The sequence below is a fragment of the Hymenobacter baengnokdamensis genome (assembly GCF_008728635.1).
In the GTDB taxonomy this organism is placed as follows: domain Bacteria; phylum Bacteroidota; class Bacteroidia; order Cytophagales; family Hymenobacteraceae; genus Hymenobacter; species Hymenobacter baengnokdamensis.
Window position 1 is genome coordinate 3737793 of sequence record NZ_CP044285.1, and the last position, 16264, is coordinate 3754056.

General features: G+C 60.7%; 12 protein-coding genes and 1 pseudogene. 11 read left to right on the forward strand and 2 right to left on the reverse strand.

Features of this window, described 5'->3' with window-relative positions:
• The first annotated feature begins 17 nt into the window (after positions 1–17).
• The 8 genes and pseudogenes from F6X24_RS16065 (at position 18) to F6X24_RS16100 (ending at position 9392) form a co-directional block, all read left to right on the forward strand.
• Complete coding sequence (locus F6X24_RS16065) at positions 18–5552, forward strand: T9SS type B sorting domain-containing protein (protein WP_151088982.1); 5535 nt, start codon at positions 18–20, stop codon at positions 5550–5552.
• Between the two features lie 221 nt (positions 5553–5773).
• Positions 5774–7201, forward strand: coding sequence for a 23S rRNA (uracil(1939)-C(5))-methyltransferase RlmD (rlmD, locus tag F6X24_RS16070; RefSeq protein WP_229725162.1), 1428 nt, complete (start codon positions 5774–5776; stop codon positions 7199–7201).
• 15 nt (positions 7202–7216) lie between these two features.
• Entirely contained in the window at positions 7217–7615 is a 399-nt protein-coding gene (locus F6X24_RS16075) for a hypothetical protein (protein WP_151088983.1), read from the forward strand.
• 105 nt (positions 7616–7720) lie between these two features.
• Entirely contained in the window at positions 7721–7996 is a 276-nt protein-coding gene (locus F6X24_RS19220) for a hypothetical protein (protein ID WP_229725163.1), read from the forward strand.
• The gene (locus tag F6X24_RS19225; RefSeq protein WP_229725165.1) at positions 7984–8460 is read left to right on the forward strand and encodes a hypothetical protein; all 477 of its coding nucleotides are present in this window, start codon (positions 7984–7986) and stop codon (positions 8458–8460) included. The genes F6X24_RS19220 and F6X24_RS19225 overlap by 13 nt, the downstream gene beginning before the upstream one ends.
• Positions 8459–8593 (forward strand): annotated as a pseudogene (locus tag F6X24_RS16090) (hypothetical protein); the annotation flags it as partial. The gene F6X24_RS19225 and the pseudogene F6X24_RS16090, both read left to right, overlap by 2 nt.
• A 16-nt stretch (positions 8594–8609) precedes the next feature.
• Complete coding sequence (locus F6X24_RS16095) at positions 8610–9014, forward strand: hypothetical protein (RefSeq protein WP_151088985.1); 405 nt, start codon at positions 8610–8612, stop codon at positions 9012–9014.
• A 3-nt stretch (positions 9015–9017) separates the two neighbouring features.
• On the forward strand, positions 9018–9392 hold the full coding sequence (locus F6X24_RS16100; RefSeq protein WP_151088986.1) for a hypothetical protein: 375 nt from the start codon (positions 9018–9020) through the stop codon (positions 9390–9392).
• A 136-nt stretch (positions 9393–9528) separates the two neighbouring features.
• Here F6X24_RS16100 and thiL read toward each other — a convergent pair whose 3' ends face one another.
• On the reverse strand, positions 9529–10557 hold the full coding sequence (thiL, locus tag F6X24_RS16105) for a thiamine-phosphate kinase (protein WP_151088987.1): 1029 nt from the start codon (positions 10555–10557) through the stop codon (positions 9529–9531).
• A 166-nt stretch (positions 10558–10723) separates the two neighbouring features.
• On the opposite strand from thiL, the gene F6X24_RS16110 reads away from it, so the two are divergent.
• Positions 10724–11323, forward strand: a complete 600-nt coding sequence (locus F6X24_RS16110) for a hypothetical protein (protein ID WP_151088988.1) — start codon at positions 10724–10726, stop codon at positions 11321–11323.
• A gap of 116 nt (positions 11324–11439) precedes the next feature.
• A complete protein-coding gene (locus tag F6X24_RS19025; protein WP_173242212.1) occupies positions 11440–11607 on the forward strand; it encodes a hypothetical protein in 168 nt (55 codons plus the stop codon).
• Positions 11608–11703: 96 nt separating this feature from the next.
• On the opposite strand, the gene F6X24_RS16115 is transcribed toward F6X24_RS19025, so the two are convergent.
• Complete coding sequence (locus F6X24_RS16115) at positions 11704–12801, reverse strand: NYN domain-containing protein (RefSeq protein WP_151088989.1); 1098 nt, start codon at positions 12799–12801, stop codon at positions 11704–11706.
• Positions 12802–13033: 232 nt separating this feature from the next.
• Here F6X24_RS16115 and F6X24_RS16120 point away from each other — a divergent pair, with 232 nt between their 5' ends.
• Positions 13034–16156, forward strand: a complete 3123-nt coding sequence (locus F6X24_RS16120) for a TIM-barrel domain-containing protein (RefSeq protein WP_191906358.1) — start codon at positions 13034–13036, stop codon at positions 16154–16156.
• The last annotated feature ends 108 nt before the right edge of the window (positions 16157–16264 follow it).

A 16264-nucleotide genomic window follows, 5' to 3' on the forward strand; every position in this document is an offset into this window, starting at 1 on the left:
TTCTTACCGCTGCTTCTATGCGCTCACTTCTACTTCGCCGCTTGCGGCTGCTACCCGCTCTGGTACTGGCCCTGCTAGCGCTGGCGGCCGGCCCGGCGCAGGCTACTCACCTGCTGGGTGGCGAAATGACTTACCGCTACCTCGACAACAACGGACCTGCCACGGCGCCCGTGCGCTATGAGATAACCGTTACGATATATAACAACTGCGGCACCACCGGCAACGGCCAGACCCCGGCCGCGCCCAATGCGTTTGCCAATGTGGGCATCTACGACCAAGCCACCGGGACGCGGGTAGTGCTGACGGCTCTCAACTCGGCGTTTGCCGCTACCAACTCCTCCCCTACGGATGCCGGGCAGACGGGGATGCTGAAAATCCCTTCGACGTCCTTGTCAGGCTGCCTCACTCCCCACACGCCATCAGGCTGCCAGATTACGGGCGTATCGCAGCCGTTCAAGCTGCAAAAATTCATTGCGGTGGTGAGTCTGCCAGCCTCGATTAAGGGCTACTACGCCGTTTTTACGCGCAGCGCCCGCAACGACGACGTTACCAACCTGACTAATCCCGGCAGCCAGGCCCTGACGCTTTACGCGACGCTATCGCCGCCGCTACTGCCCAACCGGTCGCCGGTTTTTTCGGATACGGCCGTGGCCATTATCTGCGCCAACGATACGACCATGCTGCTCAACAACGCCGTGGATGCCGATGGCGACCGGCTGGTTTACTCCTTTGGCCAGCCCTATGGCAACGTAGCGGCCGTAAACGGGGAGCTGCCCACCACCAGCTTTACGCCGCCTCCGCCACCGGTACCCTACAAGGCCGGCTATACCGCAGGAACTCCCTTCGGCACCGGCACCGGCAATTTTGCCAGCCTTAATGCCAGCACGGGTATTGCCAAATATGGGTCGACAAACGTTGGGGGCAAGTATGTAGTAGCGGTTGATGTAAGCGAATACCGCACTATTAATGGCCGGGAAGTGCTCGTGGGCACCACCCGGCGCGACTTGCAGCTGGTAGTAGCCAACTGCCCGCCCACGGTGGCCCCGCTGCTGCCTTCGCTGGCTACCACGCCCCGCAGCTACAGCATCGAAGAAGGCCAGGCCCTCAGCATTCCGCTTACCGTGACGCAGGCCAACAACCACCCACTGGTGCTTACGCTCAACAGCGTCTTGCTCGACGGGGCCGGGGGCTTCAGTACCACGTTTAACGGCAGCACGGGCAGCGTGGCGCCGGGCGCCGCCACGGGCACGGCTACGGCTACGGGCACAGGCTCTGCCTCAGGCACTTTCGTCTATAACTCGGCCTGTGGCGAGGCCCGCGCCACCCCCTATGATATTGCCTTGACCGTCAAGGATATCGGTTGCGCCGGCAAGACAGCAGTCGATGTTATCCGCATCACGGTTACGCGGCCATCGGGGCCAACTTCCATTAGCGGCGATGCGCTGGTATGCAGCCTGAATACCGTGAGCACCTATACGGCCACCGGCGGCACTGCGCCTTCGGTACGCTGGCGGGCGATAGGCGGCACCATTGTGGGCAGTAATACGGGCCATACGGTGCAGGTAAAGTGGACCACGGCTGGCTCGGGCACGGTCGTGGCGAAAGGAATTTCCTCTTACGGCTGCCCTACCGACTCGCTGTCGCAGACCGTAGCCGTGGCGCCGGCCGGTACGCTTAGCGTGGGCGGGGGGCTCAGCATCTGCCAGGGCACCAGCACTACGCTTACCATAACGGGCGGTACCGCGCCCTATACCCTCTCGGGCGGCGGCATAACCCAGAGCGGCAGTGGTCCATTTACCGTAAGCCCTGCCCAGACGACTACTTATACCATCACTGGCACTGCTACTGCCAACGGCTGCGCAGGTACAGCTCAGGTAACCGTAGCGGTAGTGCCGCTACCGGCCGCCAACGTGGGCGCGGCTGCGCGCAGCACCTGCTCGGGGTCAGCTATTACGCTGGGAGGCACCGCCGTAGCGGGCAACACCTACAGCTGGAGCCCAGCAGCTGGCCTAAGCAGCTCCACGGTAGCAAACCCTACCCTGACGCTCACCAATACTACGGGCTCGCCCATCGTCGCTACCTACACGCTGACCGAAACCAGCGCTACCGGCGGCTGCACCGCAACCAACTCGGTAGCCGTAACGGTAAACCCGGCGGTGGTAGCCGTGCCGGGGGCGGGCGTCACGTTCTGCTCGGGCAGTTCGGCCCAGCTTGGGGCGCCGGCCGTGGCCGGCTTTACTTACAGCTGGAGCCCAGCTACAGGGCTAAGCAGCCCCACGGCCGCGAACCCAACCGTGACGCTGACCAACGCTACCGGCGCGCCTGTTACCCAGACGTATACCCTTACCGTCACTAATACTGCCACCGGCTGCGTCGGTGCCGCTACTGTAGCTGTAACGGTGAACCCACTGCCTACCGCGGTGCCGGGGGCGGGCGTCACGTTCTGCTCGGGCAGCTCGGCCCAGCTCGGAGCCCCGCCCGTGACTGGCTTGACGTATAGCTGGAGTCCGGCGACCGGGCTGAGCAGCGTCACGGTTGCCAACCCGACCGTGACGCTGACCAACGCTACCGGCGCGCCGCTTACTCAGACCTATACCCTTACTGTTACCAACACGGCCACTGGCTGTGTTGGTACCGCTGCTGTAGCCGTGACGGTAAACCCACTGCCGACGGCCGTACCGGGCGCTGGTGTTACAACATGCTCGGGCGTGCCGGTAGCCATCGGCGGGGCGCCGGTTGCTGGCCTGACGTATAGCTGGAGCCCGGCCACCGGGCTGAGCAGCCCGACCGTAGCCAACCCAACTGTAACGCTGACCAACACCACCGGTACGCCGATTACCCAGACCTATACCCTCACCGTTACCAATACCGCTACTAGCTGCGCCAGTGGGGCTTCAGTTGTAGTTACGGTAAACCCGGCGGTAGTAGCGGTGCCGGGCGCGGGCGTAGCGTTCTGCTCGGGCAGCTCGGCCCAGCTCGGGGCGCCGCCCGTGACTGGCTTTGCTTACAGCTGGAGTCCGGCCACGGGCCTGAGCAGCCCCACGGTTGCCAACCCGACCGTGACGCTGACCAACACTACCGGCGCGCCTGTTACCCAGACCTATACCCTTACTGTTACCAACACAGCCACCGGCTGCGTTGGCACTGGCACCGTAGCCGTGACGGTGAACCCACTGCCCGTAGTAGCAGCCGGAGCGGCGGCTACCATCTGCTCGGGCAGCTCGGCCCGGCTCGGCGCGCCGGCTGTAACAGGTTTTACCTACAGCTGGAGCCCGGCTACTGGCTTGAGTAATCCCACGGCGGCCAACCCGACCGTAACGCTGTCCAACACCACCAGCGTACCTCTTACTCAGACCTATACCCTTACTGTTACCAATACCGCCACCGGCTGCGTAAATACCGGCACAGTAGCTGTGACAGTCAACCCGGCCGCTACGGCGGCGGCTGGTCCGGCGCAGGCCGTGTGCGACAAATCGACCATCACGCTGGGTACGGCCGCCCTGCCCGGCTATACTTACCGCTGGACGCCGGCCGCCAACCTCAGCAGTGCCAGCGTGGCCCAGCCCGTGCTTACGGGGGTAAATACGACCAATGCCCCCCTTGTGCAGAAATACGTGGTGCTGGCAACTACGGCCCTGGGTTGCTCCAGCAAAGATTCGGTATTGATTACCATCAACCCCCGCCCGGTTGCCGATACCATCGTGGGCCCGAAATCAGTGTGCCCTACCATTACGGGTATCACGTATGCCATCGCTAACCCGCACAGCACCACGTATCAGTGGGTAGTAGCGGGTGGCAAAATCACCAGTCCCAACGGCGGCACTTCCATTACGGTAGACTGGGGCGCGGCGGGTACCGGCTCGGTGAAGGTGACCTCGACCAGCGCCCTGGGCTGCACCTCGGATGTGTTTACGCTGCCCGTTATTATCAACCAGCAGCTCCAGACGGTGAAGCCCAGCGGGCCCGGCAGCGTGTGCCAGGCCGACGGCCCCTTTGCCTACGCTACGCCCGCCATCAATGGCTCGTCGTATGCCTGGCAGCTGTTTGGCAGTGCCAAGGGTACGCTGGTCAATACGGGCAATACGACCAGCATCAGCTTTAGCCAGCCGGGTATTGCCAAGCTCGTTGTGACGCAGACCAGCAACCCCGCCGGCGGCATCTGCCGGGGAGTGAGCGATACGCTCTACATCACCGTGAAACCCTCGCCGTCGGCTACGCTGGCTATTCAGGGGCCGGCCCGCTTCTGCGTGAGCAGCGGGGCCGTTGCCTATTCGCTACCGGGCATGGCTGGGTCGAGCTACGTATTTCAGCTTAATGGCACTACCCTCCCCAACACGAATGGCAGCGTGACCATCCCGGCCGGCACAGCCGTGGGCACGTATACCCTCACGGCCCGCGAAACCAGCGCCGGCAGCTGCGCCGGGCCATTATATAGCAAAACCATTATAATTGACCCGCTGCCCGGCGCGCTCGTCATCAACGGGCCGCGCTTTGTGTGCCCGGCGGCCAGCACGCTCACGTATACTGTCCCGAACGCCACTCCCGGCTCTACTTTCCAGTGGACGGCCAGCGGCGGTACTATTACTTCGGGCCAGGGCACGGCTACTATTGCCGTGAGCTTCCCGGCCGGCAGCACGACCAACAAAACCCTGAGCGTAACCGAAAGCTCGCAGTTTGGCTGCGCCGGCGCGCCGGTGGCCATTACCATAGTGCCCGACAATGCCCAGGCTCCGCAGCTCGCGCTGGCCTCGGTAGTGCCGACCGACAATACCAGGGTAACGCTCACTTTCTCGGTAGCCAACCCCACTACTACGCCCAATACCGTGCGCGTGCTGCGCCGCGATGCCGGCAGCAGTGGGGCCTTTACGCAGGTCGGCACCGTCGCCGCCACGGCTTCCACCTTTGTCGATGCCACTGGCAACGCCGCCCAAACGGCCTATGAGTACAGCCTGGCGCTCACCAACGGCTGCGGCGATGAGCTGCCTGCGCCTGCCTCGGCTACTACGGTGCTGCTGAAAGCTACTGCCAGCCCCGGCACCGGCCGCAGCCAGGGCACCGCCGACCTTAGCTGGTCGGCCTACCAGGGCTTCGTGGTAGCGGGCTACCGCCTCTACCGCCAGGATGATGGCAAGGGCTATAACCTGGTTGCGACCCTACCAGCGGCCACGCTGCAATACAGCGCCCCCAATACCGGGCAGGGTTTCAACCAGTGCTTCCGGGTAGTGGCCTTCTCGGGCGAGGCTACCCCGCGCGAGTCGAATTCCAACACGGCCTGCGTTGATTTTGCCAATAAAACGGCGTTCTACAATATCATCACTCCCAATGGGGACAATAAGAACGACGTGCTCCAAATCGACAACGTGCAGCTGTACCCCGGCAACACCATGACCATCTTTAACCGCTGGGGCCGCGAGGTTTTTTCGACCACCAACTACAACAACACCAGCAATGCCTGGGGCGCCGACCCCAATATTAGCCCCGGGGTATATTACTACCTCTTCAAGCTGCCCGATGGCACCGCTACCAAAGGCTGGGTCGAGGTGGTTAAATAGACCACTGATTAGCGCGGATTTTAGCGGATTTCACGTATTTTGTGAATGGCTGTTCTTACAAAAAAGCTTGCTTCGGCAAGCTTTTTTGATGTTAAGTCTGGCCGCTACCCGGCCGGGTAGCCGGCCAGCGGCCAGACTGCGCCAGCCACAAAATCCGTGAAATCCGCTAAAATCCGCGCTAATCAGTGGTCTATCTTTGTGGTCTTTTACTGCCGAAACGTATGCCCAGCAAAGCCACCAAGCTCGCCAACTCCATCCCGCCCGAAGCCCTCCGCAACGTCGAAATCCAGGACATGGTCGCCGAAGGTAAATGCCTGGTGCGCATCGAAAATCTGGTGATATTCGTGGGCCAGGTGGCCCCCGGCGATGTGGTAGACCTGCGCATCACCAAAGCCCACAAGCGGTTTATGGAGGCCGCGCCGGTGCATTTTCATCAGTATTCCGCGCTGCGCGCTACGCCCTTCTGCCAGCATTTCGGCACCTGCGGGGGCTGCAAGTGGCAGCACCTCAGCTACGATGCCCAGCTGCAATACAAGCAGCAGCAGGTCGAAGACCAGCTCACCCGCATCGGCAAGGTGGCGCTGCCCGAAGTGCGCCGGATACTGCCCTCACCCGAGCGTCTCTACTACCGCAACAAGCTCGAATACACCTTCAGCGGCAACGGCTGGCTCACCGAAACCCAGATTAAGGATGAGAACGCGCACTACGACCGCCGCGTGCTGGGCTTCCACACGCCCGGCCGCTTCGATAAGATTCTGGACGTGGAGCACTGCTGGCTCCAGGCCGAGCCGAGCAACGAAATCCGGCTGTTTGTGCGCGACTATGCCCGCCAGCACCGCCTGCCCTTCGGCGACATGGTGAAGCAGACCGGCCTGCTGCGCAACCTCATCATCCGCACCGCCGAAAGCACCCAGGAAACGATGGTGATTTTGCAGTGCTACCACGATGATGAGGCGCTGCTGCCCCTGCTCGACGCGGTGTACGCCAGGTTTCCGCAGATAACCTCGCTCAACTACGTGCTCAACAACAAGGGCAACGAAACCTTCCACGACCTGGAAGTGGTGTGCTACCAGGGCAAGCCCTATATCGAGGAAGACATGGAAGGCCTGCGCTTCCGCATCGGCCCCAAGTCGTTTTACCAGACCAACTCGGCCGGCGCCTACAACCTCTACAAAGTGGCCCGCGACTTCGCCGAAATCAAGCCCACCGACCTCGTGTACGACCTCTACACGGGCGCCGGCACCATCGCCAATTTCGTGGCCCGCCAAGCGCGGCGCGTGGTCGGCGTCGAGTACGTGGAGCAGGCCGTGCTCGACGCCCGCGTGAACTCGGAAATCAACGTCGTGACCAACACCGAGTTTTTCGCCGGTGACATGAAGGATATGCTCACCGAAGCCTTCACCAGCCACCACGGCCACCCCGACGTCATCATTACCGACCCGCCCCGCGCCGGCATGCACGAAGACGTGGTGAAGCGCCTCGTGGCCCTGCGCGCGCCCCGCGTCGTTTACATCAGCTGTAACCCCGCCACCCAGGCGCGGGATTTAGAACTGCTGGATGAAGTGTATAAAGTAACCCGCGTGCAGCCGGTGGATATGTTCCCGCACACCCACCACGTGGAAAATGTGGTACTGCTGGAGTTGAAGTAGATACAGCGCCAAGCTATGGAAAACTTATTAGTGGGACTAGATTTCAGGGACAACCTCATTCTTCATCAGGTATCGCTTTGGATGGATGGAGGCTCTGTAACACTTAATTTAACCGATACAAACTACACTGCGTTTACAGTTGAGTTCTGCCAAATAATGTTTTTAACAAAACACCCACAAAAAAATTTCCCAGGCAGCTTTCTTTTAAATAAAATTGAAATACCAATTCGCTCAGATGATGAGCAGGTTATTTTAAATTCGTTAAAACATCTTTCCTTCTCCGATAAATTAATTGCTGAAGAGAAAAATACACCTAAGAATCTGACTACTTATCGTGAGATAATTAATGAGCGAATTGCTTTTGTCGAGTCCGAAGAGTATCTGGTAATTGCTAAAAAAATGGGTAGGCTATAAAAAACTCATGGACTACTTCAACGACCCCGAGCTAAACGGCAAATACCTGGGCACAATTACCAAGAATTTTGCTACCGCCTCCGACACGATTAAGGAAGTCTAGCCATGCCAAAATCGCCTGCTTTTGCTGAGCGCATCGACAAGCTCACGCGCTCGATTGAGAACGCACAAACGGGCGGGTCATTCCCAACGAAGGTACGTACGCTGCCGGCCGCTGTAGCTAAGAGGCTGGCGGCCAAAGGCTGTGCTTTCAACTGGGTTCGCGAGGCTGCTACGCCCGGCCGGCAGGTCTATCAACTCCATACGGTTGATAATCCGCGCATCATTCAAGGTCTTATCAGCCTCGAAGCCAAGCCCGACACGTATTTATGCACCTGGTAGAGAGTGCCAATTTCAACAAGGGCAGTAACAAGGTGTATCTTGGGGTGCTGGCCAACCTGGTGGCCTTCGCCTGCCGCTGGTCATTTGAGTTGGGCTACGACGGCTTCGTAAGTTTCGACAGCAAGTCGGCGCTGAAAACGCACTATAAAGAGGCGCTGGGCGCGCAGGAGCTAGGCGGCTTGCGCCTATCGGAACCCCAGCCGCCGTGGCACTCGTTAAGCAGTATTATCCCGGTTTCTTTTCATCTTAGCGCTATGGCTATTGCAACCACCCGCCACCCTCGCCGCAAGCTGGGCCACGAGCCGCAGGGCGTCGACCTCACCCCCATTGTGTCGCATCCCTACACCGAGTTAGAAGAGCAGGAAATCAGCGCTTTCTTCCAAAAGCTGCGGGCTGAAAATGACAAGAACCCCGAGATAGTGGCCCAGCGCGCAACTCTAGCCAAACGCCAACATGCCGGATAGCTGTAACCCCGCCACCCAGGCGCGGGATTTAGAACTGCTGGATGAAGTGTATAAAGTAACCCGCGTGCAGCCGGTGGATATGTTTCCGCACACCCACCACGTGGAGAACGTGGTGCTGCTGGAGCTGAAGTAGAATTACTGAATAATTTATGCGCGACTATTCATTATCTGCCCTTGTTGCGTTGTTTATTGGATGGCTTGCACAGACTATAGCGTGCGCTTTATACCTTAAAGCTCATTCAAAGGGATTTGGCATTGCAAGTGATTTGCTTTTTGGCGGAGTCACCTTCTGGTTTTTCTCGCTAGCAGCTAATGTGATTTTTATTCAACTTCCCGACTTCTATATTAAGAAGGTAATCGTCAGAACGAACGTTGTATTATTTGCCTTCTTATCAGCAGTATACGGCGCAGTAATTTATGGACTGACGATAGGCCTGATGTCAAATAGCTCCTTTACAGAATCGCTACCACTTTATGTAGGAGCAGTAATTAATGGTTTCGTATTTGGTCTAGCACTTCATTTAATTTGGAAACCCGTCGAAGCAGACGGATAATGTATGGATTATTTTAACGACCCCGAGCTAAACGGCAAATACCTGGGCACGATTACCAAGGATTTTGCCACCGCCTCCGACACCATCAAGGAAGCCTCCTACCAAATCCGCAAGCGCGAGATTTCGCAGTACCCGGTGTTCGTCTTTGCCCGGCAGGCGGTGCAGCTCGGCAGCCTGCTCATCAACGCCGACGAGCAGGAATTACAGTGGCACGTTTTCGCCAGCTACCTCGAAATACTAGCCCAGCAGGGTATCGTGGACCCCGAGAAAATCGAGGACTTTATCGGTACCTGGAAAAACCCGGATGAGTTTTGCTGCTTGTTCGTGGTGGATGAGGAGTTCACGAATTTCGTGTACATCCCCTACCCGGAAGACTGACCGCAGATTAAACGGATTGCGCAGATACGCCCGCCAAAGCGGGCTGGCTACTTGATGCATTCAGTTGGCAATCAGCACAGTCAGCCCGCTTTAGCGGGCGTATCTGCGCAATCCGTTTAATCCGTTAAATCTGCGGTTAAAAATGCTCCCAGCCCTGCGCTTGCAGCGGCACGGCCTGGCCCGATTTGGTAATCAGATTCACCGCGTCGTTTTTCTCCGTAAGGTGACCAATGACGGTAATGTCGGGGTGGTTTTTAATCTTGGCATGGTCGGCAACCGGGATGGTAAACAGCAGCTCATAATCTTCGCCCCCGTTGAGCGCGCACATAATGGGGTCGAGGTTGAATTCGGCGGCGGCTTCGAGCGTAGGGTTGGCCAGGGGTAAATACTCGCTGAACACCCGCGCCCCGGTGCCGCTGGCTGCGCACAAGTGCAGCACCTCCGAGGCCAGGCCGTCGGAAATATCGAGCATGGCGGTGGGCTGCACGCCCAGCTCGCGCAGCTCGTGCACGATGTCGAGCCGCGCCTCGGGCTTTAATTGTCTATTTACTATATATTCATAATTCTCTAATTCGGGCTGCGTCTCGGGGTCGGCCAGAAAAGCCTGCTTCTCGCGCTCCAGCACTTGCAGGCCCAGGTAAGCGCCGCCGAGGTCGCCCGATACGCACAGAATGTCGGTGGGCTTGCCGCCCGAGCGGCGCACGGCCTGCCCGGCCGCTACCTGCCCCAGGGCCGTAATGCTGATAACCAGTCCGCCCCGGCTGCTGGTAGTGTCGCCGCCCACCAAATCGACGCCGTAGGCCTCGCAGGCCAAGCGCATGCCGGCGTACAGCTCCTCCACGGCCTCCACGGTGAAGCGGCTGGGCAGGCTCAGGCCCACTACGAGCTGGGTGGGAGTAGCCAGCATGGCGGCTACGTCGGAGACGTTGACGGCCACCGCTTTATAGCCCAGGTGTTTGAGTGGCGAAAAGGACAAGTCGAAATGCACGCCTTCGACCAGCAAATCGGTGGTTACGACGACCTCCTGCCCGGCCGGCGGGGCCAGAATGGCGGCATCGTCGCCGATACCGAGAATGGTAGAGGCCTGGGTATGCGTAATAGCGCGCTGCAAGCGGCGGATGAGGCCAAACTCGCCGAGCTGGGAAAGGGGCGTTAAATCAGCCATGAGAAATAAAGTAGCGTATCGGGAAAAGGAGCTGCCACCGGCAGTAGCGGCCGGCCTTTACAAAAATTCAGAAGCGCAAAAGTACGCCGGACAGCAGGCTGGCGTTAAATAGCTTAATTTTGAGAGCTTGCGGAATAGATTTACCGCTGAATTTTCTTTTCTTTTCATGAAAGCCGTTCTTTTCGCCAGCCTGCTGGTGCTGGCCGTGTTGCCGATGTGCAAGCCCGACGCCACCAAAAACACCACCACGGCTACCAGCCCGGCCTCGCCCGCCGCCGTGCGGGCACAGTTCGACATCCTGCGCGACTCGGCCGATGGCAACTGGCACCGCATGATGGCCAGCGACGACAAAAAGCTGACCGACCTGCGCGAGCTGCTGCAAGACCTCAGCAAACTTCCCAACGCCAACCAGGCCGGACTGGCCAGTCTGCGCCGGGCAGCGGCTCGCCTGCAGCCCCAGCGCTACGACCGCCAGACGATGGCTTCCTCGCCGCGCATCGACCGCTACGATGCCGTGCAGGACTCTATTCTGAAGCTGGTATATCCTATCGCGGCCCCGGAAGGCAATGCGCCTTCGGCCCGCGTGCGCGACTACGTAGAAGCTATTCAGCTAGCCGACAACAATGTAGTGAGCTACCGCGCCCATTATGATGCCGCTGCCAAGGCCTACAACAATTACCTGCTGGTACACCACGACGAGCTGAATAAACTGGGCGGCAACTATGCCGACCTGAAGCCGCTACCGCTCTTCGAGCTGGGGCAATAATCTGATTCTCTTGGATGTTGATAAAAAAGCAGTATCTTTTCGGAGCTTTGCAACCCGGCCCGCAGCGGCCGGCTCTTCCGAATAGCTTTTCTTTTTTTCACCCCAACCCAACTTTTATGCCCCGTTTTTTTACGCACCTGAAACTCCCGCTGCTGGCCCTGCTCACGAGCTTCGCCCTCACCTCTTGCTTCGACGACCACGATAAAAAGTGCGACCCCAAGCCTCACGGCTGCTGCACCGGCAAAACCACTCCCGCTCCGCCCACCAGCGGCGGGGCCAATTAAGCGCGGTTTACTACTAAAAAGAGGGTCTTGCCGGTAGGAAACACAGTTCCCTACCGGCAAGACCCTCTTTTAAATATATTTAATTTACTATATTAACTACTCTTTCTCACCTGGGTTTAATTCCCACACGTCGGGGTGCTGGTAATTGACGATGATAACCGAGAACGGGTGCGGCTCGCCCTCGCGCTTTTCGATGCGCACCGCCCCGGCCTCGCGGAGCTGGGTGAGCAGCTGGCGACGCTCCCAGTCGGGCAGCTCGGGAAGCACGTCGGTGAGGCGGCGCAGGAAAGGGCTGACCCATATTTCGGGCGTAGCCTGCTGATTACCAAATTTCTGGACCTGCTCCAGTAGAAACTCCAGGCAGCGGCGCTCGTCGGGCCGCGTGACGCGGCGGCTGGGCATAAACGCGGGCGCGGGCTCTTGCAGCAGCTGCTCCATCATGCTGAGCGGGCGCGCGGCGGTGGTAAGGCGCACGGGCGGCGGCGACACGGCCTGGCCGGCCGAAGCCGCAGCCGGCGCACTGGCGGCATCCTGGGCGGCCTGCCGGGCGGCCGCCGACTGCACGCCCACGGTGCCCTGCTCACGCAGGCGGCGGGTTTCTTCGGCCTGCTGCTGGCGGGCGGCCCGGTGGTCTTCCAGCGCCTGCAGGCGGCCGGCGGGCAGCAGCTCGCGGGCATCGAGAAAATGCTCCTGGCCCAGCATTAGCAGCAGGTCGCCCGATACGCTTTCGCGGAAGCCCACCACTTTCACCTGCCGCGCCTGGCGGCGCAGGTGTTGCAGCACCGGAATGTAGTCGCGGTCGCCGGCCACCAGCACAAAGGTGCCAATGTCGGGCCGGGTATACAGCACTTCGAGGGCATCGATGCATAGCTGCATATCGGCCGCGTTTTTATGGTCGGTGCCCAGCACGTTGCGCGTATCGACGCCCATGAGGTACAGCGGCCCCTGCGGGCCGCTGGGCAAACGGTCGAAATCGGCGTAGGCGTAGAGCACCAGCGAGTCGAGGCCCAGCTCGCGCTTGAGCGTGTCGCGCAGGGCCCGCACCAGGTCGAGGGCGTAGTCGTGGGGGTCCTGCGGGTCGAGGTAGTGGTTTTTGAGAAAATAGTAAACATTCTCAAAATCAATAAAGACCGCCGCATACGGCGATGCCGCGGCCGCAGGCGAGGCCACCGGCGAAGTGTTGAGAGTGAGCATTATAGGTAGATAAGAAGGCTGCCGCTCAACTGAATAACTCACTGAGCGACAAAGAAAGAGTGTAGGGCAAAGGTCGCGGTTAAGAGGGAATGCCCCGCTATGGCCAGCCTAAAAACCAGCCAGCCCGGTTTATCTTCTGCCTTGATTACCAGGGCGGCCCCACCAGCTTGCCACCCACTCTATGCGAATAGCCCGGCTATATGCTGAACTTTGGGGTTCGCACCTAGTAAATATGATTTTCAAGATATTTCACCAAGCCGGTTGGCTGCTCGCCGCCGTGCTGCTCGCCGCGCCCGCCCACGCCCAGCGCGCGGATGACCGGCCGCCCACTCAGGACCCGTTTGGCCGCCCTGCGGTGGCAATGCGCGAGGTACCGGGAGGGCGGTATCTGTCGCACAAGGTTTATCACGAGCTTAAAGAGGGCGAATCGGTACGCTTGATGCTGGAAGTTCGAGCTACTGACGGCAGCCTCAGGCGTATTCAAACATGGGCGCCGGGAGTGGTTAAAATCAGTTATTTCGCGCCAGGTCGGGCGCCCGTGGCTGACTCATCGGTGAGCGTGGTGCAGCCGCCGCAGCCGGTCAGGTACGAGTCGTATTGTCAGCATGGCTGCGATGGCCCGCCCCCAGTGGAGATGATAAAAAAATATGGTCCTGACATTTGCTCAGGAGTGGAAGTGTATCCCGACAAGCTGACGTTTACTATCAATTGCCAGTCGGTAAGTATTAATAAAAAAACGTTGGCTATTTCCCTGTATGGCAATAGTCCCAACACTGCACCGCTCTTCAGCGAAGCCGCCCCACCTTTCCGCCGCCAGCCCCTCGCCTCCCCTACCAACCTAAGCCCGGACTCGCAGAGTCCAGGCTGCGGCGCCGGGGAGACGGCTGGCACGGGCGTACGCTTCCGACTGGCGTCCGGCGAGCGGCTCTACGGTACCGGGGCCCGCGCCCTGCCCCTCGACCGGCGCGGCTACCGGCTGGAGCTCTATAACCAGGCCCACTACGGCTACCAGAACGGCGAGCAAAATCTGAACGTGACGCTGCCCGTGGTGCTCAGCAGCCGGGGCTACCTGCTGCTGTTCGACCACTATGCGGCCGGGTACCTCGACCTGGGCAAGAAGCAGGCCGACGCCCTGGAATACGGCGTGCAGGGGCTGAACAGCCTGAGCTACTTCGTGGTAACCGGACGAAATCAAGCCGAAATCCTGGACCGCTACACGGCCCTTACGGGGCGGCAGCCGCTGCCGCCGCGCTGGGCGCTGGGCCTCATCCAGAGCCGCTTCGGCTACCGCAGCCAGGCCGAGATGCTGGCCGTGGCCGATCGGATGCACCGCGAGAACTTTCCGCTCGATGCGCTGGTGCTGGATTTGTACTGGTTTGGCGGCACTACCCGGCAGGGTGATTTCCGCTGGGACGCCGCCAATTTTCCCGACCCGACGGGCATGATGCGCGACCTGAAGGCGAAGGGCGTAAACACCATTCTGATTTCCGAGCCTTACGTCATGCGCACTTCCCTGAACGACAGCCTGGTGCGCACACGAGGCCTGGTGGGTACCACGGCGGCTGGGCGGCCGTTTACCGTCGGCTCGTTCTGGGCCGGGCCGGCGAGCATTGTTGATGTATTCAGGCCCGCAGCCCGCAGCTGGTTGTGGGCACAGTATAAGCGGCTGCACGACCAGGGCGCGGCCGGCTGGTGGAGCGACCTCGGCGAGCCCGAAAACCACCCGCTGGCCATGCACCACGCGCTGGGCACTACGCCGCAGGTGCACAACGCCTACGGCATTACCTGGGCCGGCATTTTTCAGGATAATTACGCCAAGGAATACCCCAATGAGCGCCTGTTTAACCTGGCTCGCTCGGGCTGGGCGGGCATGCAGCGCAACTCGGTATTTCCGTGGAGCGGCGACATCAGCCGCACCTGGAGCGGCTTGCAGGCGCAGGTGCCCATCATGCTGGGCATGGGTCAGGCGGGCGTCGGCTACATGCACTCCGATGCGGGCGGCTTCGGGGCCAATGCCATTCAGGACCCCGAGTTGTACACGCGCTGGCTCCAGCTGGCGGCGCTCTGCCCGGTTATGCGTCCCCACTCCGACCAGGTAGTGGCTCCCGAGCCTTACACCTACCCCGAGCCTTACAAGAGCATTGTGCGAAAGTATGCGCACCTGCGAATGGAATTGCTGCCCTACCTCTATACCCTGGCGGCCGAGAACACCCTGACGGGCGCGCCGCTGGCGCGGACGATGGATTTCAGCTCGTCGTTTAGCCGGCAAATTGCGCCGCCTCCACCACCCACGGCTGACGAGACCCTGCCTGCGGATAGCAGCGATTGGGGCGGGGGCACCAGCAAGGCAACGGGTAAGTGGGGCGCGGAACCCAGTGCCCTGCCTCCGCTTACCCTGCACCGAAGTGCGCCGGAAGAGCCTACTTCCAGCTCCCTACCCGGTGACCAGTACCTGCTCGGCCCCAACCTGCTGGTGGCGCCCGTAAATCAGCCCGGCCAGCGGCGGCGCAACGTGGTGCTGCCCGTCACGCCCGGCGGCTGGGTCGATTTCGAAACCGGCCAGACGCTACCCGGCGGCCAGACGGTGGGCCTGAATGCGCCGCTGGGCCACATTCCGCTGCTGGCCCGCGCCGGGGCCTTCGTACCCCTGACGGCCTACCGCTCCAGCACGGCCGCATTCCGGCCCGATACGCTGGCCGTGCGCTTCTTCCCCGCGGCGGATGTGCCTATATCCTCTTTTACGGTGTATGAAGATGATGGCCACTCAGCCCAGGCGCTGGCTCAGAAGCAGTATGCTACGGTGCGGCTGCTGGGCAAGGTTACTAGTAATAAGGCTTCTGTTGCGGTGGCAGTAGCGGGCACCTATCCCGGCGCGCCGGCCCGGCGGCTGGTGCAGCTGCGCGTGGCGCGGGCGGCCGCTTCGCCCGCGGCCGTGCAGCTCGACGGCCAGCCGCTGGCCGCTTCGGCCTGGCACTACGACGCGGTTCGCCACGAAATTCTGGCTGAGTTTGTGGTTACCAAACAAGCGACCATTACGCTCACTGGCCTGCGCCTGCTCACTTCGCCCGCCGCCCAAACCGACCCCGAAACCCTGACGCTTGCCGTGCCTGACAGCCGCACCTTCAGCGGCGCGGTGGGCTTGCGCTACGAGCGCTACGCGCCGACTGCCGCGCCCGAGCCGCTGCGCATCCGTAACGCGCGGGGGCAGGTGGTGCGTGAGCTGGCTACGTCCGGCAGCCTGGGTTCCTCGCGAACCAGCTGGGATGGGCTGGACGCGCAGGGCCACCCGGCGGCGCCCGGCCTGTACGAGGTAGAGCTGGCGGGCCAGCACCAGCGGCTGGTACGGCTGCCATAGTTTTTTCACCGCAGCAGACGCGAAGGTCGTTCTTCTGCGTTTCTTCTGCCAAGCCCTCTGCATCTTCTGCGGTGAAAAAACAGAAAGGCCCTTCCACGCTAGTAGAAG

Bases quoted from the DNA above. Each gene is read 5' to 3' on its own strand.
- F6X24_RS16075 (WP_151088983.1), top strand. From the start codon at position 7,217: ATGGAAAACTTATTAGTGGGACTAGATTTCAGGGACAACCTCATTCTT.
- F6X24_RS16095 (WP_151088985.1), top strand. From the start codon at position 8,610: ATGCGCGACTATTCATTATCTGCCCTTGTTGCGTTGTTTATTGGATGG.
- F6X24_RS16120 (WP_191906358.1), top strand. From the start codon at position 13,034: ATGATTTTCAAGATATTTCACCAAGCCGGTTGGCTGCTCGCCGCCGTG.
- F6X24_RS16100 (WP_151088986.1), top strand. From the start codon at position 9,018: ATGGATTATTTTAACGACCCCGAGCTAAACGGCAAATACCTGGGCACG.
- F6X24_RS16065 (WP_151088982.1), top strand. From the start codon at position 18: ATGCGCTCACTTCTACTTCGCCGCTTGCGGCTGCTACCCGCTCTGGTA.
- F6X24_RS16115 (WP_151088989.1), bottom strand. From the start codon at position 12,801: ATGCTCACTCTCAACACTTCGCCGGTGGCCTCGCCTGCGGCCGCGGCA.
- F6X24_RS16110 (WP_151088988.1), top strand. From the start codon at position 10,724: ATGAAAGCCGTTCTTTTCGCCAGCCTGCTGGTGCTGGCCGTGTTGCCG.
- thiL (WP_151088987.1), bottom strand. From the start codon at position 10,557: ATGGCTGATTTAACGCCCCTTTCCCAGCTCGGCGAGTTTGGCCTCATC.
- F6X24_RS19225 (WP_229725165.1), top strand. From the start codon at position 7,984: ATGCACCTGGTAGAGAGTGCCAATTTCAACAAGGGCAGTAACAAGGTG.
- F6X24_RS19220 (WP_229725163.1), top strand. From the start codon at position 7,721: ATGCCAAAATCGCCTGCTTTTGCTGAGCGCATCGACAAGCTCACGCGC.
- rlmD (WP_229725162.1), top strand. From the start codon at position 5,774: ATGCCCAGCAAAGCCACCAAGCTCGCCAACTCCATCCCGCCCGAAGCC.
- F6X24_RS19025 (WP_173242212.1), top strand. From the start codon at position 11,440: ATGCCCCGTTTTTTTACGCACCTGAAACTCCCGCTGCTGGCCCTGCTC.